General features: G+C 43.4%; 24 protein-coding genes, 1 riboswitch and 1 other annotated feature (1 of these 26 running past the window's edge). Of the genes, 5 read left to right on the top strand and 19 right to left on the bottom strand.

Annotated features, from left to right (window positions below; translation table 11 throughout):
- Window positions 1-118: a binding site (T-box leader), on the bottom strand; it reaches 101 nt to the left of the window's first position.
- A 43-nt stretch (window positions 119-161) separates the two neighbouring features.
- A complete protein-coding gene (gene purU / locus NST59_RS06350) occupies window positions 162-1,064 on the bottom strand; it encodes a formyltetrahydrofolate deformylase (RefSeq protein ID WP_039178002.1) in 903 nt (300 codons plus the stop codon).
- Between the two features lie 162 nt (window positions 1,065-1,226).
- Between purU and NST59_RS06345 the strand changes: the two genes are divergently transcribed.
- A complete protein-coding gene (locus NST59_RS06345; protein ID WP_126681736.1) occupies window positions 1,227-1,412 on the top strand; it encodes a hypothetical protein in 186 nt (61 codons plus the stop codon).
- Between the two features lie 35 nt (window positions 1,413-1,447).
- Here NST59_RS06345 and NST59_RS06340 read toward each other — a convergent pair whose 3' ends face one another.
- Both NST59_RS06340 and NST59_RS06335 read right to left on the bottom strand, forming a co-directional pair.
- A complete protein-coding gene (locus NST59_RS06340; protein WP_024424636.1) occupies window positions 1,448-1,762 on the bottom strand; it encodes a DMT family transporter in 315 nt (104 codons plus the stop codon).
- Complete coding sequence (locus NST59_RS06335) at window positions 1,759-2,088, bottom strand: DMT family transporter (protein WP_059376890.1); 330 nt, start codon at window positions 2,086-2,088, stop codon at window positions 1,759-1,761. Before NST59_RS06335 ends, NST59_RS06340 begins: the two co-directional genes overlap by 4 nt.
- Window positions 2,089-2,155: 67 nt before the next feature.
- A riboswitch (guanidine-I (ykkC/yxkD leader) is annotated at window positions 2,156-2,264 on the bottom strand.
- A 220-nt stretch (window positions 2,265-2,484) separates the two neighbouring features.
- On the opposite strand from NST59_RS06335, the gene NST59_RS06330 reads away from it, so the two are divergent.
- Window positions 2,485-2,619 carry a YrzI family small protein gene (locus tag NST59_RS06330; protein WP_080652936.1) on the top strand — a complete coding sequence of 45 codons (135 nt, stop codon included), beginning with the start codon at window positions 2,485-2,487 and terminating at the stop codon, window positions 2,617-2,619.
- A 189-nt stretch (window positions 2,620-2,808) separates the two neighbouring features.
- The gene (locus NST59_RS06325) at window positions 2,809-3,852 is read left to right on the top strand and encodes a bifunctional transcriptional activator/DNA repair enzyme AdaA (protein WP_341040525.1); all 1,044 of its coding nucleotides are present in this window, start codon (window positions 2,809-2,811) and stop codon (window positions 3,850-3,852) included.
- Window positions 3,853-3,870: 18 nt separating this feature from the next.
- Here the strand turns inward: NST59_RS06325 and NST59_RS06320 are convergent, their stop codons facing one another.
- From NST59_RS06320 to NST59_RS06300, 5 genes are all read right to left on the bottom strand, one after another.
- Window positions 3,871-4,416, bottom strand: coding sequence for a GNAT family N-acetyltransferase (locus tag NST59_RS06320; protein ID WP_064498356.1), 546 nt, complete (start codon window positions 4,414-4,416; stop codon window positions 3,871-3,873).
- A gap of 17 nt (window positions 4,417-4,433) precedes the next feature.
- Complete coding sequence (locus NST59_RS06315; RefSeq protein WP_059376883.1) at window positions 4,434-4,922, bottom strand: small multi-drug export protein; 489 nt, start codon at window positions 4,920-4,922, stop codon at window positions 4,434-4,436.
- A 105-nt stretch (window positions 4,923-5,027) separates the two neighbouring features.
- Entirely contained in the window at window positions 5,028-5,786 is a 759-nt protein-coding gene (locus NST59_RS06310) for an HAAS domain-containing protein (protein ID WP_064498355.1), read from the bottom strand.
- 4 nt (window positions 5,787-5,790) lie between these two features.
- Window positions 5,791-6,117, bottom strand: a complete 327-nt coding sequence (locus NST59_RS06305) for a PadR family transcriptional regulator (protein ID WP_058838949.1) — start codon at window positions 6,115-6,117, stop codon at window positions 5,791-5,793.
- A 114-nt stretch (window positions 6,118-6,231) separates the two neighbouring features.
- A complete protein-coding gene (locus NST59_RS06300) occupies window positions 6,232-6,753 on the bottom strand; it encodes an acyl-CoA thioesterase (protein WP_008346212.1) in 522 nt (173 codons plus the stop codon).
- 179 nt (window positions 6,754-6,932) lie between these two features.
- Here NST59_RS06300 and NST59_RS06295 point away from each other — a divergent pair, with 179 nt between their 5' ends.
- Entirely contained in the window at window positions 6,933-7,814 is an 882-nt protein-coding gene (locus NST59_RS06295) for a dimethylarginine dimethylaminohydrolase family protein (protein WP_064498354.1), read from the top strand.
- 39 nt (window positions 7,815-7,853) lie between these two features.
- Here NST59_RS06295 and NST59_RS06290 read toward each other — a convergent pair whose 3' ends face one another.
- The 10 genes from NST59_RS06290 to proG all read right to left on the bottom strand — a co-directional run bounded on the left by NST59_RS06290 (window position 7,854) and on the right by proG (window position 18,248).
- A complete protein-coding gene (locus tag NST59_RS06290; RefSeq protein WP_064498353.1) occupies window positions 7,854-8,822 on the bottom strand; it encodes an ABC transporter ATP-binding protein in 969 nt (322 codons plus the stop codon).
- Window positions 8,812-9,729 (bottom strand): C40 family peptidase, encoded by a 918-nt coding sequence (locus NST59_RS06285; RefSeq protein ID WP_064498352.1) that lies wholly within the window; start codon window positions 9,727-9,729, stop codon window positions 8,812-8,814. Before NST59_RS06285 ends, NST59_RS06290 begins: the two co-directional genes overlap by 11 nt.
- A complete protein-coding gene (locus NST59_RS06280; protein ID WP_058838946.1) occupies window positions 9,729-10,808 on the bottom strand; it encodes a dipeptide epimerase in 1,080 nt (359 codons plus the stop codon). The genes NST59_RS06285 and NST59_RS06280 overlap by 1 nt, the downstream gene beginning before the upstream one ends.
- Window positions 10,805-11,746: an LD-carboxypeptidase gene (locus NST59_RS06275; protein WP_064498351.1), complete on the bottom strand. Its 942-nt coding sequence runs from the start codon at window positions 11,744-11,746 to the stop codon at window positions 10,805-10,807. The genes NST59_RS06280 and NST59_RS06275 overlap by 4 nt, the downstream gene beginning before the upstream one ends.
- A gap of 110 nt (window positions 11,747-11,856) precedes the next feature.
- Entirely contained in the window at window positions 11,857-13,479 is a 1,623-nt protein-coding gene (locus NST59_RS06270) for a peptide ABC transporter substrate-binding protein (protein WP_099663192.1), read from the bottom strand.
- Window positions 13,479-14,489, bottom strand: coding sequence for an ABC transporter ATP-binding protein (locus tag NST59_RS06265; RefSeq protein ID WP_064498349.1), 1,011 nt, complete (start codon window positions 14,487-14,489; stop codon window positions 13,479-13,481). Before NST59_RS06265 ends, NST59_RS06270 begins: the two co-directional genes overlap by 1 nt.
- 7 nt (window positions 14,490-14,496) lie before the next feature.
- Entirely contained in the window at window positions 14,497-15,459 is a 963-nt protein-coding gene (locus tag NST59_RS06260) for an ABC transporter permease (protein ID WP_058838943.1), read from the bottom strand.
- Window positions 15,456-16,391 carry an ABC transporter permease gene (locus NST59_RS06255; RefSeq protein WP_039177974.1) on the bottom strand — a complete coding sequence of 312 codons (936 nt, stop codon included), beginning with the start codon at window positions 16,389-16,391 and terminating at the stop codon, window positions 15,456-15,458. Before NST59_RS06255 ends, NST59_RS06260 begins: the two co-directional genes overlap by 4 nt.
- An 18-nt stretch (window positions 16,392-16,409) precedes the next feature.
- On the bottom strand, window positions 16,410-17,234 hold the full coding sequence (locus tag NST59_RS06250) for a M55 family metallopeptidase (RefSeq protein ID WP_064498348.1): 825 nt from the start codon (window positions 17,232-17,234) through the stop codon (window positions 16,410-16,412).
- Window positions 17,235-17,423: 189 nt separating this feature from the next.
- Complete coding sequence (gene proG, locus NST59_RS06245) at window positions 17,424-18,248, bottom strand: pyrroline-5-carboxylate reductase ProG (RefSeq protein WP_058838942.1); 825 nt, start codon at window positions 18,246-18,248, stop codon at window positions 17,424-17,426.
- Window positions 18,249-18,416: 168 nt separating this feature from the next.
- On the opposite strand from proG, the gene NST59_RS06240 reads away from it, so the two are divergent.
- The gene (locus NST59_RS06240; RefSeq protein ID WP_106025251.1) at window positions 18,417-19,703 is read left to right on the top strand and encodes a S1C family serine protease; all 1,287 of its coding nucleotides are present in this window, start codon (window positions 18,417-18,419) and stop codon (window positions 19,701-19,703) included.
- Window positions 19,704-19,734: 31 nt separating this feature from the next.
- Here NST59_RS06240 and NST59_RS06235 read toward each other — a convergent pair whose 3' ends face one another.
- On the bottom strand, window positions 19,735-20,691 hold the full coding sequence (locus NST59_RS06235; RefSeq protein WP_047203045.1) for a ring-cleaving dioxygenase: 957 nt from the start codon (window positions 20,689-20,691) through the stop codon (window positions 19,735-19,737).

The raw sequence follows: 20,691 nt of genomic DNA, 5'->3' as shown, positions 1-20,691 counted from the left end.
TTTTTCCTCTAAGGCTCAAAGGGCAGGTTCAGCAGCTGTCTGCGGCAAATGTTTCAGCATATCATTTGCTCTCTTTACGCATCAGTTCCTGCTTACTATTCCTTTTCAACGCTCGTTAATTTTTTTATATTATCACCAATTGCTAAAGAAAAGTCAAGCGGTCAATTAAAGACAATCGTTTTATTCTCATGAACAATAATTCGATCTTCCAAGTGCCATTTGACAGCACGTGCAAGCACACTGCGCTCAATTGTCCGGCCAATATTTTTTAGAGCTTCCGCATCATCCCGGTGATCTACACGCTCAATATCTTGTTCAATGATCGGTCCTTCATCTAAATCATTGGTCACATAATGAGAAGTCGCACCAATTAATTTGACGCCCCGTTCATATGCCCGCTTGTATGGGTTTGCACCAATAAACGCTGGCAGGAAGGAATGATGAATATTAATGATTTTATTCGGATGCTCTTCAATAAATTTAGGCGTTAAAATTTGCATGTATCGAGCAAGCACAACGGCATCAATGTCGTACTTTTCTAATAGAGCAAGCTGCTGTTTTTCTGCCTCTTGACGAATGTCTTTATTCGCCTTCACAAAATGGAATGGGATGCCGAGTGCTTCTACTGTATCTTTTGCCGTTTCATGATTGCTGATCACAACGGCGATTTCAGCCATTAAATTTCCGCTTTGCCATTCCCATAGAAGTTCATTTAAACAATGAAGCTCTTTCGATACGAAGATCGCCAGCTTTTTCAGATCACTTGCACGTGACATGCTCCATGTCATTTGAAATGATGCGGCAATTGGCTCAAAGCTATTTTTCAACTGATCTAAGTTGGCCGAAATGTCTTTCCAATCAAATTCAATTCTTAAAAAGAACCGACCGCTTTCATGATCTGTTGTATATTGGCTGGATTCAATGATGTTCGCTCCGTGCTCAAATAAAAAGGAAGAAACAGCTGATACAATACCAGGCTGATCCGGGCAGCTGACAAGCAGTCTGCCTTTTTGCTCGTGCTTTTGTCTGTGTAATTCAAGTTTCTCTGTAATCAATGTTCTCATGTATCATGACCTCATTTACGTTTTCATTCTAATGAAATATTATACTGGACTGGAAAGAGAAAAAGCAATGAAGAGCCCCTTTTTTTATTGAATATTCATTCAATTCTGCACCTAGCGTGATATAATGTGAGTAGACCTTTTATCACAAAAGGAGTGATGGAGATGAAAAGCATGACTTTGTTTGGTAAAGTGAGCTTTTGGGTCGGCATCATATGTCTGATCACAGGTATTTATCTATTTATGACCGGTGAAAGACTCATTCCTTTGCTCACATTTGGTGTCTGTTTTCTGCTTGTGAGTCAGCTTTACCGCAAAAATGAAAACGATTCCAATCATCATTCGATGTAATAAAAAAGGCTGGCAGACAGATGCCAGCCCTTTTCTTATTCAATAATCTTTAACCCGACCGCCGCAGATAAAATCAATGCGATAAAGAAAATACGTTTTGCGTCTTTCGACTCACCATAAAACAGCATGCCGACAATGGCTCCTCCAGCAGCTCCAATACCTGTCCAAATGGCGTACGCCGTTCCCATCGGAATTGTATTCATCGCAAGAGAGAGCATGAGAAAGGACAGCGAAAATCCAGCTGCAATAAATAAAATCCATTTGACATGCCGGTCTTTCTGGAATTGATTCATCATGGTGACACAAAGCATTTCTAAAATGCCTGCCCCAATGAGTAAAAGCCAGCTCATGATTCAGTCTCTCCTTTCTTTTCTCCTGTTGTCAGTTTGAGCCCTAATACACCGCTTAAAAGCACCATGATTAAAAGTAATTTCACTAGCTGTACCGGCTCCCCCATGACCATACCTACTATGACAGTACCTGCTGTCCCAAGTCCGGTAAAAACGGCATAAAGTGTGCCAACTGGCAGTACAGTCGTAGCTCTCAGGAGTAAATAAAAGCTGACGACAATACAAACGATGGTTGCGGCCCATTCCAATAAAGAGTCAGCATATTTCAATCCCATCACCCAGCCGACTTCAAAGATCGCCGCAATCAAGACATTTCCCCATTTCATTAGATCCCTTCCTTTCTGAACGATTCCAACCAACAAAAAAAAGCCTGGAAATCGATCGTTTGATCAAATCTCCCGGGCTTTTATCCCTCCGTGTCATACGGTCTATTGTCTAGACCCTATGTGTTTTCTCTCGGTCCAGACTGCGCCACCCGCACGGAACCCTAGAAAACCAATTCATGATAAGCAGATCTGACTTAGAGCAGATTCTGTGTCAAAATTGTATCACACCCCTAAATACTGGTCTATCACTTTGCTTTCCTCTGCCAAATATACTTGTTCATTTTTCGAAAGAATTTTTATGGGACCGCCGTATACTAAGTGTTAGAAACAGGTTAACTGATCAAGAAGATTTACGGGCTGTTTCGCGTGCTGCGGACTGAAGGGAAATGAGCATATATGACAATCCATTTATTTTTTATCACATTGACGATCAAGCGTAAATACAAGGACATGGAGACCGTACTTTACGAACAAGAAGTTGAAGCATTTTATGAAGAAATGAAACAGAAGCAGCTAAAGTATATGAACTAAAACAGGAGGAGATCGACATATTTATCATGCTTTCATACGAGAAAGAAGATTCATTCCGCCTTCCTTAAAGCGCGGGTACGGGTACGGCAACGATCACATCGCTGATATAATGAAATAAGATTGATGTGATGAACGATCAACTTTAGAATGCTGAAAAACATTTTATAGAAAATCAAGAGGTGGATTCATATGATGATGACCGATGAACAAAAACATGAATTTTATCAAGCACTTGTTGACAAGAATCCGCAATATGACGGCACATTCTTTGCCTGTATTAAGACAACCGGCATTTTCTGTCATGCCACATGTACGGCCAGAAAGCCAAAATATGAAAACTGTGAGTTTTTCTTTACAGCGGAGGAGGCACTGCTGGCAGGGTATCGCCCATGCAAACGCTGCACACCGTTAACATACCCTAACAGTATTCCTGAAGAAGTCAAAACACTCGTTTCAGCAGTAGAAAAAAATCCTGAGAAACGCTGGAAGGAAGAGGACTTCCGTCAATTAGGGATTCACTCTGCCACAGCTCGAAGAAAGTTTAAAGACATTTACGGCATGACCTTTGTTCAATATGCAAGATCACGCCGAATGGGACTTGCCTTTAAAGAAATTTTGAACGGAAAAAAAGTAATTGATCAGCAGGTCACCTTCGGCTATGAATCTTCAAGCGCCTTCAATGATGCATTTACGAAAATCATGGGAAATCCCCCTAAAAAAGCGCAGATTCACATTCTCTATGCTAATTTTATTTCCACACCGATCGGGCGGATGATCAGCGTGACAGATGCCACACATGTGTATTTACTGGAGTTTATGGACAGGCGGGGACTCGAAAAAGAAATTGAAATATCAAGAAAGAAGCATCATGCCCGCATTTTAGTTGGAGAAACAAACGTCCATCAGCAATTAGCAAAGGAATTGGCCTTATATTTTGAGAAAAAGCTGACCAAGTTTACTGTACCCCTTTCCTTACATGGCACCCCTTTTCAAATGAAGGTGTGGGAGCAGCTCTCACTCATTCCATCAGGCGAAACGAGATCCTATCGTGATCTAGCCACAATACTGGGCGATCCGCATTTGGTTCGTGCCGTTGGTAATGCAAATGGTGCGAATCAATTGGCGATTATCATTCCTTGCCACCGCGTGATTCAAACAAGTGGTGAACTTGGAGGCTACGGCGGGGGAATTGAACGAAAGAAATATCTGCTTCAGTTAGAACAACGTGCATAAAAGAGAAAACGGCTCTGCTTATTCGGTAAGCGAGCCGTTTTCTCCGTTACGGGTGATGCTGTAAACATCAATGATTTGGTCCCATTTTGAAATGGTTTTTTCTTTTTTCATACCCATTTTTAAAGCAACCTTCACCGACGCTTCATTCTCAGGACGTATTAAGCTGATCATCCGTCTGACCTTCATTTCTTCAAATCCATAGGTAAGACAGCCTTTTGCAGCCTCCGCAGCATAGCCATTTCCCCACGCCGCTTTCTTTAGCATATAGCCGATCTCAAGCTCGGTTTGCCCTTCAATGTTTTGCAGAACAATTCCGCTTTGTCCAAGTCGTTCATTTGTTTCTTTATCTTCAATGATCCATAGCGAGGTGTGGTACGTGCGGTCATTTTTTTGATTCCATGCAATCCACTCTTTTGTCTGCTGTTCATCCTTCAAAGAAGGATAATACTTCATCACTTCTTCGTCTTGGAACAGCTCGTCATATAAAAATGACGCATCATGTTCATTCATCGTTCTCAGTTTCAGGCGCTCTGTTTCAAATACTGTTCTTGTTTGAATTGTCATTGATGATCCTCCCTTTTTTACTTGCTAAAAATATCTCCGAACAACCCATTTGAATCTGGGGCAAAGTAATGGAAGCCCGCACCGGTTAAACTTGCAGCCAGCGCTGTCCACATCATTAAGCTGACGGTCATCCACACCGCGACTTGCTTTCTTTTCGTTCCAAAGCTCATGCACATCAAGGCCGCTAAATGACTGCCGATGATAAAAGGACCAATGAGCGCTAATCCAGGCAGACCATATCGTTCCCAAATTTTTCTCGCCCGCAGCTGCTTTTTCTCTCCTTTTTCATCACCTTTCTCTTCTTTTCTCTTTAACCACCATGCTTTAAACCGGTCCACAAACAAAATGAGAAACAAGACTGTGAGAAAGTTGCCGATGAATCCAATCACAGCCGTTGTCACAGGATGCAGCCCACTTAAGATTGCGAATGGAACGACACCAATCACTTCAAAAAAAGGCAAAGCAGCCAATACAAAAACGAGTACATATCCCCATACGATATCCAAAAACAGAACCCCTTTTCATTTTTGTCCTCTCCCCATTGTAATGAAAAACACAATTCCATTTCTACATTTTTTTAGAAAAAGAAAAGCACATCGGATCGGATGTGCTCAGTTTACATTCGTATTTTCATTTTTCTTATTTGCTCGGCGCAGGACAATGAGCATAAGCCCTATTAAAATCACAATAGACAGCAGGCTTTGCAGTAAAATCACACTTGGTGACGTCCAGCCAATCCATTCGAATATGAGCTGCGGTCCGAAAAAGATGAGCGGAATCAATGAAACGACATTCGCCTTTAAGATTGCATTGAATACAACGATACATAGCAGCATAAGCAGAATGACGCCCCATCTTTGTCCTGAAGTAAGTACAAGTAATGGCGTACCAAGTTTTTGATCCAAAAGTTTGATTGTCACCATTGCTGTCAGCTGAAAAATTCCTAATAACCAAAAGTAGAGGAATACCCGGCTGCTTGTTTGAAAGGCGGTCGCTCTAAACATCACAATGATCATGATCACATTGGCCACTAAAACGATTGGATATCCAATCAAAGCAAACCAAGAATACGATAAATTTTGGCTGATTGCATCTGATAAAATCATGTAAAAAAGTGACCCAATTAAAAAAGCACTGACAAACGGCACCCAGTCTTTATGATTTCCTGACAGCTCTTTTGAGAGTTCATCTGCATAGCTCCGCGGATCTCCGCCGAACACATCCTCTCCTGTTTTGCCGTCTTTTTCAGCCTCAACCGCATGTGTGGTCAGTTCGTCCATCAGCTCATCAATCTCATCCTGATTTTTTCCCTTTGATATGAGATAAAGTTGCAGCTCTAGTAAAATGTGTCGTGTTTCTTTTGATACCATAATCTCACTTCCCTTTTTGTAATAAGCGGTTTACATTATTTGAAAGCTCATCCCAGCGGGCAATAAACTCTGTGAGCGCTAGTTCACCCGCTTGTGTGAGCGTATAGTATTTCCTTTTCGGTCCGCTTGCTGAAGCTTTTGTGACAGTGGTCACCAGCTGTTCCTTTTGCATTCGCAGCAAAATCGGATAGATACTGCCTTCACTTATTTGATCAAACCCATAATGCGCGAGCTTCTTCGTCATTTCATACCCATAAATTTCACCCTCAGAAATAATCGACAGCAGGCAGCCTTCTAAAATTCCTTTTAGCATTTGTGTGGATGTTGTCATAATCGTTCCTCCGGTTTCAGTATCTTGCATCACAAGATAGCTTCATCTTACCATACACTATCTTGCCATGCAAGATACCGTACTAGAAAAAAATCACCGCTTAAAGGGTGATTTTTACGCCCAAGGTTTATCTGTCCCAAGTGCGTCAGCAAGCGCCTTACTATGTTTTCGGCGGCTTTTTCTTTCCTCTGCCCGCTGCTTCGCTGTTTGATGAAGCATGATCTCTTCTTCTGTTTCCGGCATCACCTGCGGGACTCGTTTAGGCTTTCCGTTTTCATCTAATGAAACAAATGTCAGAAATGAAGTCGCTGCGAGCCTGCGTTCTCCAGACATCAAGTTTTCTTTAATGACTTTAACGAACACTTCCATAGAAGACGTGCCGACCCATGTGACATAGGATTCCAAGCATACGGACTCCTTTTGTCCAATCGGCTCTAAAAAGTCAACAGAATCCATTGAAGCTGTGACCGTTTCACTGCGGCTGTGTCTTGCTGCCGAGATAGAGGCAATGTCATCTATATAGCTCATTAATTTCCCGCCAAATAACGTTTGGTGGTTATTCGTATCGAGAGGGAATACCCTGCTGGTTTTAACCACTTTCGATTCCTTGCAGTATTTGAAATTTTCTTCACTCATCATCATAGCTCCTTCTTGCTGTTTTCGTAGATGCGGAACGACTTTTATTAAACACTATTCTTTTAGGTTTGTCTAAACTTTTTGCTTTAGTCTTATGTGAGAGATTTTCTTTCGGAAATGTTTCAACCCTGACAAGAAGAAGGAATAATAGAACTATGAACGAACAAGGAGGCCATTTGATGGATTCGATGAGAGCAGAGCAATTATACAAAATGCCGCAATGCATGAGTGAATACGACGATTTAGAAGAAGTTCTTTTATGCAGTCCTATTTATATGGAAATCAAACAAATTATCAACGAAACACAGAAACATTTTGCGAAAGAAAATATTTCTCAAATGAAAGCAGTCGCTCAGCATAAAGAGTTGATCCAAACGCTTAAAGATCATCAAGTACGGCCCATCCTGCTCCCAGCGAATGACCGCTTCCCTGAGCAAGTCTTCACTCGGGATATTGGGTTTACGATTGGACATACACTGTTTGTTTCAAAGATGGCCGCTCCGGTTCGGCAAGGAGAAGAACAATGTCTAAAAGAGTGGGCACAGGCAAACGGGTTATCAGCTGTCACCTTGACAGACGGAACGATTGAAGGCGGCGATGTGCTTGTGGATCAGAACCGTGTGTTTGTTGGCACGAGCAAAAGAACTAGTCCAGCCGCTATCTACCAGCTCAAAAAGGAACTGCCGGATCACGACATCATCCCAATTCACCTTCCTCCTCACATTTTGCATCTCGATTGTGTGATGAATATTCTGTCTCATGACGAGATAATCATTTATCCTGAAGCGTTCAAGCAAAAGGATCTCCAGCTGCTCAAAACGTATTATCATTTTGTTGAAATCAGTGAACAAGAGCAATTCACACTTGGACCAAATGTTTTATCCATTGGGCAGAAAAAAGTGATCAGCTTGCCAAGCAACCAAGAAACAAATGCTGCATTAATCTCTCACGGGTACACCGTTATTGAAGTGGACTTTTCTGAAATTATTAAATCTGGCGGCTCGTTCAGATGCTGCACATTACCTATTCGGCGTTCATCTATTAAAAAAGCCAGCGTGTAGAACAGCTTGTCTACTTGCTGGCTTTTTATCTGGCTTGTCCTATTTTCTATTATATAAATGACAGGCGACTTCATGTCCTTCTTCCACTGCTTGTAATACTGGCTTTTTTTCAGCACACACATCCATCGCGGCAGGACATCTTGTTCGAAATACACAGCCGCTTGGCGGGTTCACTGGACTTGGAATTTCTCCTTTTAAAATAAACCTTTTGCGCTTGTCCTCTACGTCAGGATCTGGAATGGGGATGGCAGACAGCAAGGCTTGTGTATATGGGTGAAGCGGTGTTTGATATAATGCATCACTCGTCGTCAATTCAACGAGATGGCCTAAATACATGACACCGATTCGGTCGCTAATATATTTCACCATCGACAAGTCATGTGCAATAAAAAGAAAAGTTAATCCTTCCTCTTTTTGCAGTTTCTTCAGCAGATTCACGACCTGCGCTTGAACGGAGACGTCTAATGCAGAAATCGGCTCATCTGCCACAATAAACTTTGGCGCTAAGGCAAGTGCTCTTGCAATGCCGATTCTCTGCCTCTGTCCTCCGCTAAATTCGTGCGGATAGCGGGTGGCAAAATCATAGCTTAACCCTACCGCTTCGAGCAGTTCTTTTACGCGGGCAATCCTTTTCTTTTGACTGCCATAAAGCTGATGAATCTCCATTGGCTCCAGCATAATATCTTTTACTGACAGTCTCGGATTTAAGGAGGAATACGGATCTTGAAAGACCATTTGCATTTGCCGGTTGAAATCAAATGATTCTTTTTTAGAAAGGCGGTGAAGACTTTTCCCTTCATATAAGGCTTCACCATCTGTTGGTTCATAAAGACGCATGAGCACTTTCCCAAGTGTGGATTTGCCGCAGCCAGATTCACCAACGAGACCAAAGGTTTCACCTTGTTTCAGCTGAAAAGAGACACCATCCAGCGCTTTTAACGTTCTCCCTTTTGATAGGTGAAAATGTTTTTTGAGGTTGTTTACTTGTAAAAGTGGTTCAACTGTCATGACCGCTCCTCCTCTCGCTTGGTAAATACCGCCTTGCACCTGCCCATTCCTTTTCATATGAAGTGCCAGAAAGGGAGAGCAGTTCAATTTGTCTGCCGGTTTTAGGCGAATGAAGCATCTTCCCGTCCCCAGCGTAGATCCCTACATGGCGGACCGCTCCCTTTCCGTTTTCATTTGCAAAAAACAACAAGTCGCCTGGTTCTAAATGGCTTGATGTCACCGGCGTTCCTTGAACTGCTTGGTCACTTGCGTCTCTCGGCAAAAGATATCCGCACGCTTTGTACATGCTGTAAGCAAAGCCTGAACAATCATAGCCAAAGCTGCTCATGCCTCCCCATAAATACGAAAGTCCAATAAATTGTTTTCCTGTGTCTACGACATCTTTGCCGGTCAAAGAGTAAGCATGTGAAACTGGGCGTACATCCGCTTTGTTGATTTCTCTTATTCCTACTGGGGTGACAACATAAAATTGATCATCTGTTTCTTTGGCTGCTGCCAGCTCTGTTAAAAAACTAATCTCCATATCGGGTTCCCCGTTTTGATAGAGCGTGGCTTTTTTCTGACAAACAATCAGAGATGCTGCTGACGCACTTCCCTCTGTTACTTGGTTTAATTGCTCAACAGGTATATAGCCTGGATAGCCTTGCGGATGTTTCCGGCTGGCCTGCTGCGGTATGACAACTTTCATCCAGCCATCTGCCTCTTCTAATCCAATCACTCGCCCGCCGAGCAGTACTTGAGATTGAATCAAATTTTCTTCACATAAAGCCAACTTTTCTTCATATGTTTGCTGGTCAATCCACTCTTTGATGTTGATGGAGTCCTGAAGTACATTTCGATCGATTTCTCTCGGAGACTGCGGCGCTGTCCATACGTTAGCGACTGGAACCTTTGATTCATATATCATCACGAGACTCCTTTCACCCCTTGAATCCCTAACCCATGATCGAGCGGTAAAAATATGTCTTTTCCTTTGTACACGATTCCTCCGTCTATCATGTCTTCTTTCAGCATAAGCGGCGCATCAAAATCGCAGCGGGTGATATTCGGCTGACTTGCGGCGAAATGTGCCGCTGCTGTAATGCCAAGCTTTGACTCAATCATACTGCCAACCATGCACTGAACACCGTATGCTTCAGCTAGGGCATTGATTTTTAGTGCTTCTTTTATGCCGCCCGATTTCATTAGTTTTAAATTGATCAGATCACAGCTTCTCGTTTCAAGCACTTTGATTGCATCATGAAAACTAAAAATGCTTTCGTCTGCCATAATCAATGTATCAGTTGCTTCTGTCACACGGCGCAGACCTTCGATATCTTCTTTCGGCACTGGCTGTTCTACTAATTCAATATTCAGTGCTTCCATTTTTCGAATGGCTGTGATCGCTTCCTTCCAAGTCCATCCTTGGTTTGCGTCGAGCCTGATCTGAATGTCCGGTCCGACTTTTTCTCGAATCCGCTTGATCCGCTGAATATCCGTGTGTATGTCATCTTTCCCCACTTTCACCTTTAACGTCTGAAAGCCTTCGGCTGCGTATTGTTTCGCATCTTCTGCCATCTCGAGCGGACGGTTTACACTGACCGTATAGTCGGTTTCGAGCTGATGACGATATCCGCCAAGATATTGATAAAGCGGAAGTCCTGCCTGCTTTGCTAACCCATCATAAATGGCCATATCGATTGCAGCCTTTGCGCTTGTGTTGCTTGCGAGCACACGGTTCATAGCAGAAAAGATTTGTTCATACTCTGCCAAGGAAGCCCCGAGCAAGATGGGTCTGATCACTTCACAGATAGCATAGTCGATGCTTTCCAGCGTTTCTCCTGTAATCACCGCCGTGGGAACTGCCTCTCCGTAGCTGACGTCACCTTGATCATATGTGATGATGACGATTAGAGATGCTGCGTCATACACCGTTCTTAAAGCGGTTTTGAAAGGCTTTTTTAGCGGTACACTCGTTCTGCATGTATGAACATCCACGATTTTCATTTGATCGCCTCTTTCGCAGCAACGCCTGGAGAAATGTGCAGTTTTTTCCCCTCCGCATCTAGTGCAGCCTGCACGCCCATTGGAATGGCAAAGTTCGGTGATGAATGACCGATCCGAAAGCCGCCGAGTGCAGGTTTCTTTTGCGGCACAATATAGGTTTCCCACAGCTGTTCCAAGGTTAAGGACTGGTCTTTCTTTTTTGGTTCACATTGATGAAAATCTCCAATGATGAATCCTGCCGCATCATCCAGTTTTCCAGCAGAGGTGAGGTGCTGCATCATGCGATCGATTTTATACGGCTCTTCGTCAATATCTTCAATGAACAACAGCTTTCCCTTCGTATCAATTTCAAAAGGTGTACCAAGTGTTGTCACGATGAGGGCAAGATTCCCTCCTATGATGTCACCTGAAGCAGTGCCGGGGTAGAAGGTATGAAGAGGTGACAAGTGATGCGTATACGTAAAGGCCTTCGGGCCAAACAGCTGCAAAAAGGTATCCTTCGTATACGGATGAACCTCTTCAAGTCCTACATCAGAGGAAAGCATTGGACCATGAAAGGTCACAAGGCCGGTCTGCTGCTGGATGGCCGTATGTAAAAACGTAATGTCACTATAACCCCAAAAGATTTTCGGATTCCGGCGAATGAGATCATAGTCAATGGCTTCCGCAAGTCTTCCAGTTCCGTACCCTCCGCAGGCACAAATAACTGCTTTGACTTCTGGATCTTGAAACATGCCATGAAGATCTTCCACTCTTTCATGATCACGCCCCGCTAAATACCCGTACCGAGAATCGAGATACTTCCCTTTTTTCACCTTCAGCCCGAGGCTTTCTAAAAAGGCAATTCCTTTTGCTAATTTCAATTCATCAGGCGGGCTTGCTGGTGCAATAATCCCCACCGTATCCCCTGTTTGAAGCGCTGCTGGCAGCTGGTTCATGCCAATCCCCTCTTTCTCTTTGTTTCTTTCAATCTATGGGCATCTTCTCCATAACATGAACGAATAAAGGAACAGACGCTTTTTTCCAAAGCGTCCGTGTTTCTCATTTACTACTCTCCATCTACTTGTGCCCATTTCAAATCGATATACCCAACAGGATGGCGGACAATCCCCTTTACGCCCTCTTTTTGTAAATGGACTTGGTTATAAAAATGAATTGGAATGATCGGTGCTTCTTCCATGAGAAGTGCCTCTGCCTCATGAAGGATGCTGTTTCTCTTTTGTTCATCTGCTTCCTGGCTCGCCTTTTTAATCAGCTGATCATAGGTGTCGTTTGACCATCCCGTCCGGTTCATCGCATTCCCTGTTTGAAAGCTCTCGAGGAAATTGATCGGATCTGCATAGTCTGCTAAAAATGAACTTTGCGAGAATTGGAATTTCAGTGCCTTTTGATCTTCTGCAAATACATTGGCTTCCATGTTCGCAAGCTTCACGTCTACACCCAGCGCTTCTTTTAATTGCTGCTGGATGGCTTCAGCTTTTTTCTTGTTCTCAGGCTTTGTACTATATGTTAATGTGACGGGCGGCAGCTTCGAATAGTTCTCTTCTTTCAGCCCTTTTTCTAATAGCTTCGCAGCTTCACTCGTATCTTGTTTGACAAGATCGCCGCCAGCTTCTCTGAAATCTTCACCCTTTGAATCTAGAATTCCCGGTGAAACGAAGGCGCGGGCAGGCTTCTCTTTATTCTTTGTTACATAATCCACGATATCTTGCGGATTGATCGCCATTTGAAAGGCTTTGCGAATGTTCTTATTTTGAAAAGGTTCCATGTTCACATTCAGACGATAAAAGAACAGTCCTGCCTGATCTTCAATATGCACATCTTTATTTTTCAGCAAATTTTCACTTTGTTCTGCTGGGACGAAGGCAGTATCTAAATCTCCCGATTGATACATTTGATAATCAGTGTTGCGATCACTGATCATCAGCCACTTTACCTGATCCAGCTTAACTGATTTTTTGTCCCAATACGTCTCACTTTTTTCCATAGTGAAGCTCTCATCATGCTTCCATTCTGTCAGCTGAAACGGTCCATTCCCAACAAAGGTTTTGGCATCCTTTGCCCAGTTTGGGTCCTTCTCAGCTACCTTCTCATTGACAGGGAAAAAGGCAGGGTTTGCGGTCATATTTAAGAATGACTTCTGCGGGTATGCCAGTGTGACTTTTAGCGTTTTGTCATTTTCAGCACTGACTTTTACGTCCTCTTTCTTTCCCTTTCCGCTGTTAAATGCCTCTCCGCCTTCAATCATGTAAGCTAAGAACGATGCAGAGGAGCCTGTTTTCGGATCGAGCAGACGCTTCCACGCATATTCAAAGTCACTCGCTTTCACTGGATCACCATTCGACCACTTGATACCATCTCTTAAATGAAACGTGTACGTTTTTCCATCCTCTGAAATCTCCCATTTTTCAGCCATTGCAGGAGATGGTTCGTGCTTTTCATTCAGTCTCGTTAATCCTTCCATTAAGTTATTCAGCCCTTGCCACGATACATTATTAAAACCAATCGGCGGGTCAAATGACGTCGGTTCGTTTTCGTTATTTAAGGTTAATATTTTCTTTTCACCTTTACTACTTGATGATCCTTTACCTGCTTGCTCATTCGCTGTACATCCTGCGAGCAGCATGATGATGAACAAACAAACACTGATGATCCACCCTTTTTTTCTCATCAAAAACTCCCCCTTTGTGTTGAAGATAACATCGCTTGGTTCGCTCGCTCATCCTGGAGCCAGCAATGCACTGTATGAGTAGGTGATCGCCGCGTTTCATGCGGCATGATATGATCACACACTTTCATGGCCACCGGGCAGCGATCGGTATACGGACAGCCCTTTGGCGGCGCAAATAAATCAGGCGGGCTTCCTTCGATCGGAATCAGTTCATCTTTCATATCAAGTCTTGGAACGGATTGCAGGAGCCCTTTAGTATAAGGATGCTGCGGACTGTAAAAAATATCTCGTCTTGTTCCGACTTCAACCATTTTCCCTCCGTACATGACTGCTACTCGGTCGGCAACTTGGGCTACGACCCCTAAGTCGTGTGTGATTAAAATAATGGTGACACCTGTTTTCCTCTGAATCTCTTTAAACAGCTCTAAAATTTGTGCCTGTATGGTCACGTCCAGCGCGGTCGTCGGTTCATCTGCGATCAGCACCTTTGGCTCACAAATCAGTGCCATTGCAATCATGAGCCGTTGCCTCATTCCTCCGCTGAATTGGTGCGGGTATTGCTTTAACCTCTCCTTCGGCTGCGGAATACCAACCAAATCAAGCATCTGTACGGCGGCTTCTTTCACTTCTTTTTTCGTCAGCTTTTGATGTTCCTTCGCTGCTTCCATCAGCTGATCTCCTATTGTCAAGGTTGGGTTGAGTGCCGTCATCGGATCTTGGAAGATCATCGAGATATCGACACCTCGTATGGCGCGCATTTCTTTTTCAGATAATGACAGCAAGTTGCGGTCTTGAAACCAGATTTCTCCCTGATCAACATGCGCGCTGTATGCAGGCAGAAGCCTCATAATACTTTGTGATGTCACACTTTTTCCGCAGCCTGATTCTCCTACAATGGCTAAGGTTTCTTTTTCATAAACATCGACATTCACTCCGCGTACTGCTTGAACTGAACCGCCGTATGTTCGAAAGCTGACGTGCAGATCGATAATTTGCAGAACTTTTTTCACAGCACCATCACCTCTTCATCTTTGGATCAAGCGCATCTTGCAAGCCATCACCTAAATTGTTAAAGCAAAACATCGTGAGTGAAATAAAAAATGCCGGGAAAAATAAACGCCACCAATGTCCATTGTCTGACAGCACAGTCGGCAAAGCATCATTGGCCATCACGCCCCAGCTTGCAAACGGCGCTTGAATACCTAAACCGAGAAAGCTTAGGAACGCTTCAGCAAATATCGCGGTCGGCACAGTGAGGGTCATCTGGACGATAATCGGCCCCATCGTATTCGGCAGAAGGTTGCGGCGAATGATCCGCAGGCTTTTGGCACCAAAGGTTTTTGAGGCAAGGACATATTCCTGGCCTTTCAGCTGAAGAACCTGACCTCTCACAATTCTTGCCATTCCAATCCATCCGGTGACAGTGAGCGCTACAATAATGGTGACAAGCCCTGGTCCCATGAGCACCATCAATAAAATGACGACAAGTAAATAAGGAAGTCCATAGAGCACCTCGACAATCCGCATCATGATATGGTCATAGCGTCCGCCTTTATAGCCGGCTATGCCCCCATAAATCACACCGATGGCAAAATCAATCAGGGCTGCCATGACACCCACAAATAACGAAATGCGTGCTCCGTACCAAGTACGTGTAAACACATCTCGCCCAAGCTCATCTGTTCCGAACCAGTGAGCAGCAGAGGGCGGCAGATTTTGCATCGAAAGACGCTGCTCTGTCACACTGTTTGGCGCAAGCAATGGGCCTAAGATTGCCATGACAAAAAGAAAAATCAGGACCGATAGACTAAACATCGCAAGCTTATTTTGCTTCAGCCGCCTCCATGTATCAGCCCAATAGGAAAGAGAGGGTCTTTTAATGGCATGGGCTTCCGTTTTCTTTTGCTCTCGAGGAGAAAACCATTCGTCCGGGACTTCAGGATGCCTGTTCGGTGGATCATGCTGAAGGTGTATACTCATGCCTTTCCTCCTTTCTGATGCAGCTGAATCCTTGGATCAAGGAGACGATACGCCACATCGACAATGAAGAGAAGTGTGATTAAAATAATGCTGTAAAAAACAGTGGTTCCCATGATGACAGGATAATCACGATTGTTAATGCTCTCGACAAAGTATTTTCCCATTCCAGGAATGGCAAATATTTTTTCAATGACAAAACTTCCTGTTAAAATACTTGCGACAAGTGTTCCAAGAATGGTCACAACGGGTAAAAGTGCATTCCGAAGCGCATGCTTAAATACAATTTTTAAGGGAGAAAGTCCTTTTGCTTTGGCAGTACGGATATAGTCTTGCGACAGCACTTCAATCATGCTCGATCTCGTTAACCTGGCGATAATGGCCATTGGCCCGACAGCAAGGGCGATTGTAGGCAGCACCATATGCATTGGACTTGTCCACATCGCTGTAGGAAAGAGCTTCAAATTGACAGCAAGCTGCTGAATTAATAAGGTAGCAAAGATAAAGTTTGGAATGGATATACCGAAAACAGCAATGGTCATAGCGATGTAATCAATCAAACCATTATGCCGGAGGGCAGCCATGACCCCTAGCAGAATGCCAGAGATGACAGCAATCAATATTGAGATAAGACCAAGTTCTAATGAGACTGGGAAGCCTCTCGCCAATAGATCATTGACACTTTCAGAAGGCTTTTTAATGGAAGGACCAAAATCAAAGGTAACAATGGATTTTAAATAGATGACATATTGAACATAGAGTGGTTCGTCTAAGTGATAGTAGCTTTCGAGGTTTCGCTGGACGGTTTCGTTTGTATTTCGTTCTTCATTGAAAGGCGATCCTGGGATGACCTTCATTAAAATAAACGTTAAAGTCGTAATCGTTAAGATCGTGGCAATCATCGCAATAAAACGCTTGAGCAAAAAGCTGGCCATCTACTGTCTCCCCCTCGTTTAACAAAATGTTGTACGTGCGGCAAGCTCTGTCATGACAAGCATCGCTTGATAGGCTTCTAATATATTCTCTGCTTGGTACGTCACCATTGTTGTTCCTTCTATGATGGCAGTACCCGGCATTAAATTCGCCCATTCAGCTTGTCCATAGTTGGCAAACTCAATCTTAAGCAGCGGCTGATTAGGAGGCGTCAGCGGCTTCATTTGATCAATCTGTTTCATCGCGGCTTCCACTTGCTGCGAGATTTGTTTATTGACTTTGGCTGGAGGTAAGCATTTCACAGCAGATCTTGAGATGGTCTCTTTCACCGCTACTGTTTTCACACCAGGCATCAGCTTTTCTGCCTCTAGTGCTGCTTGATCATCCCCGCAAACAAGAATCACTGGAACACCATAGTAGCCTGCAACATACGCATTAAAGCCCATTTCACCAATTGGATGATCATTTATGTAAAAATGTCTGACCCCAAAAATCATACTGTGCGACATCACACCTTTCATTGATGCTCTTGCATGATAGCCTAAAAAAACAGCGGCATCATAGGTTTGATCCAACCCTTGCACCATTGAATAAGGCTTTACATCACCTGATATGAGAACTGCCTCTTCATGCAGTTCTTCGATCAAAAGATTATTCATTTTAGAATGACTGTCATTCACCAAAATATCGGTGGCACCATGCTGGATAAGCGCCTCTACACAGGCATTCACTTCACCTGTCATAATGCGTCTGCCCCGCTCATAGTTATGCTGGCGTGAATCAACAAATGTATGATCAGCTAGACCAGTAATTCCCTCCATATCGACAGATAGATAGAGCTTCATTCCCATCCCCCTTTAATTAAACATAAAATTTGTGTATATTTTTCTAAATTTTCTAAAAAATTATATGAGAACTTGATTGATTTTTCAATACAATGTCTGAAAATAAGGAATTTAGACTCAGATAATACAGGTCAAAAGACTATTTCAGAAAGGATTTTTTTAACAAATAAAACACCACTAACTATGTCTTTAGTGGTGTTTATCCGCTTCATTAATCTGCGATTTCAGCTGTTCATATTTCTTCATGGTTTGTGTAAATAAATCATCAAACATCTGAGGTGCCTGCTGTTGAATGACCTCAGCACCTTCTCCTGTAATTCCCCCTTTTGTCGCCACTCTATCGACAGTTTCAGCAAAGGTGAGACCTCGTTCTACAAGGATCTGGCCTGTCCCTAAAAGGGCATACGTTAAAAATTCATTCGCTTCCTCTAAGGAAAGATCACTATTTCTCACAGCGGCTTTCGCCATTTCTTCAAACAGAGCAGCAATAAAACCAGGAGATGAGCTTGTCAAATTGCTTGCCGCATCAAACCGGTCTTCCTCTACCTCCCTGACGATGCTAAAAGCTGAAAGCAGACGGTGTAAACGTTCTTTGTTCTCACGCCCTGCGGCTGCACCATGTGCAACAAGGGATACGCCTGTCCCAACAGCTGACGTAAGTGTTGGGATGTATCTAGACACTGGCTGTGTTGTATGTGCTTGTAACTTTTCTAATGTCACAGCTGCTGCTACTGACACAATATGTACCGCTTTCGCTTTAGATGGCAGCTGATCTAGAACATCTAGTACAGCAAGCGGCGGCACGCAGACAAACAATATATCACATGACGCAGAAAGTTCGTCTAATGAACAAATGCTGATTTCTTGGTACTTTTCTTGAAGCTGATGCAGGCGTTCCGTTTCACTTCTTGTATGGATCATGATTTGATGAGCATCTAGCACCCCATTTTCCAACCACTTTTGCACCATCATATCAGCCATACTTCCATATCCAATAATTCCGATTGTCTCCACAGTTTAAACTCCTCTATTTACTAAGATTCACTACTTATTTTAACAATTTCCCACAATGTTTTCATTTTTATCCCACACTTTTTTCTTACGATAAAATCAGTCACCACCACATACGGTAAAACACCTTGAACACATACATGAAAAAATCAATGAAAGAGAGTGATTCGGATGACTCACAAAGATGACAAACAAACTATTGAACAACCTCAAAAACAGAAGAAGCCAAATGGCTGGTTTAAACCATTCGTCAGCGGTGTTGTAGGCGGTATATTAGCGTTAGGTGTCTACGTTCTTACACCGTATGCTCAGCATTCATCAAACAGCTCTGCAAATGATTCGGCAGCGAAAACAGAAGCAGTATCGACAAATCACACGAATTCGTCAAAAACAACAGCCGTCCAAACAGCAAATTCATCAAACAGCATTTCCAGCATGGTCGAAAATGTATCACCAGCAATTGTCGGCATTACAAACTACCAAGCACAAACTCAAACAGACACGAGCTTTGGCGATTTCAGTAACCCTTTCGATGAATCACAGCAAAACAAAAGCAGTCAAGAGGAAGAAACCGGTACAGGCTCAGGAGTGATTTTCAAAAAATCAGGCAATAAAGCCTATATCTTAACAAACAACCACGTCATTGAAGGGGCAAACAAACTCACCGTATCCTTACACGATGGCAAAACCATTGAAGGAAAACTGGTCGGAGCTGATCCGCTCACTGACCTAGCTGTTGTGGAAATTAGCAGCAGTCATGTGACGAAGGTGGCGGCATTAGGCAATTCCTCCTCACTGCGTGCTGGAGAAACTGTCATCGCAATCGGAAACCCGCTTGGTGAAGACCTTTCAAGAACGGTAACACAAGGAATTGTCAGCGGTGTCGATCGAACAGTCTCTATGAACACATCAGCAGGCGAAAGCAGCATTAATGTCATTCAAACAGATGCAGCCATTAATCCAGGTAACAGCGGCGGCCCGCTTCTAACGACAGACGGAAAGGTTGTGGGGATCACGAGTATGAAAATCTCTGAAACAGGTGTGGAAGGCATTGGATTCGCGCTGCCAATCAATGATGTCAAACCAATCGCTGATCAGCTTCTCGCAAAAGGAAAAATTGAACGTCCATATATCGGCATCAGCATGCTGGATCTCGAACAAGTTCCAGATGTGTATCAGAAAGAAACACTCGGACTTAAAAGCAGTCAGCTCGATCAAGGCGTGTATGTCAAAGAAATCGCCGCTGGCTCACCTGCCGCCAAAGCAGGCTTAAAGTCAGAGGATGTCATTACCGCCATCAATGGAAAACAAATCAAAACTGGCAGCGAATTACGTCACGAGCTATACACGAATACAAAAGTAGGAGACACCGTGAGCATCACCCTCATTCGAAACGGAAAACAAGAAACGAAACAGGTCACATTAACACAATCTGAATCTAAGCAAGTCAGTTCCTAATGAAAAAACAGCTCAGTTATGAGCTGTTTTTTTATGACGATTGAATTGGCGTTAATCTTTGTTCAATTTCTGCTCGTTTATGCTCTAGGAATGGCGGAAGGGCTAATTGATCGCCAAGTACATCCACCCCTTCATCAACTGTAAACCCAGGACCATCTGTTGAAATTTCAAATAAAATACCATTTGGCTCTCTAAAGTAAAGAGCTTTAAAGTAAAAGCGTTCTACAACACCAGAGTTCGTAAAGCCTGCTTTTGATATTTTTTCATACCATTTTTCAAGCTCTTCTGCATCCTTCACGCGGAATGCGACATGATGCACACTTCCTCTGCCGGAACGTTCAGAAGGCCCTTCTGTTTTTTCAATCACATGAATTTCTGTTCCAGCACCGCCATTTCCTGACTCAAAAATGGTCACGATCTCACCATCATTTGATTGTTCACGTGCTCTTTCGGTGAAACCAAGGATGTCTGTTAAAACACGGATCGTCTTATCAGCTTCTGCAACAGTTAATTCAACTGGACCTAAACCTCTAATCGCATACTCTGCAGGGATATCGTCATGCACTGGCGGTGAGCCTTCTTCTTGTGCGTTCGGTTCTACTGTTAAAAACAGCTGCTGCCCTTCTGGATCTTTAAAACGCAAGGCAGGTCTTCCGCCTCTCAAGGAAGCTGTTTCTTGCTGTACGCCTTTATCTTCAAACCGCTTTTCCCAAAACGTGAGTGCCTCTTCAGAAGAAACGAGAAGGCCTGTGCTTGTGATCGCATTTGTCCCTTCCAAACGGCGGGCAAGCATTGGAATCTCAAAGAATGTAAGCTCTGTTCCTGGTGAAGCAACCTCATCTCCATAAAACAAGTGATACATAGACGGGTCATCTTGATTGACTGTTTTCTTTACAAGTTTCAAGCCAAGAATTTGGCGATAGAAATCAACATTCTTCTGAGCATTGGCTGTTAACGCAGATACGTGGTGAATCCCATTGATTTTCAT

The sequence above is a fragment of the Bacillus sp. FSL R5-0439 genome (assembly GCF_038008805.1).
GTDB classification, from domain to species: Bacteria; Bacillota; Bacilli; order Bacillales; family Bacillaceae; genus Bacillus; species Bacillus safensis.
The sequence above is the reverse complement of the archived record's forward strand: the minus strand, read 5'-3'. Positions and strand labels throughout refer to the sequence as shown.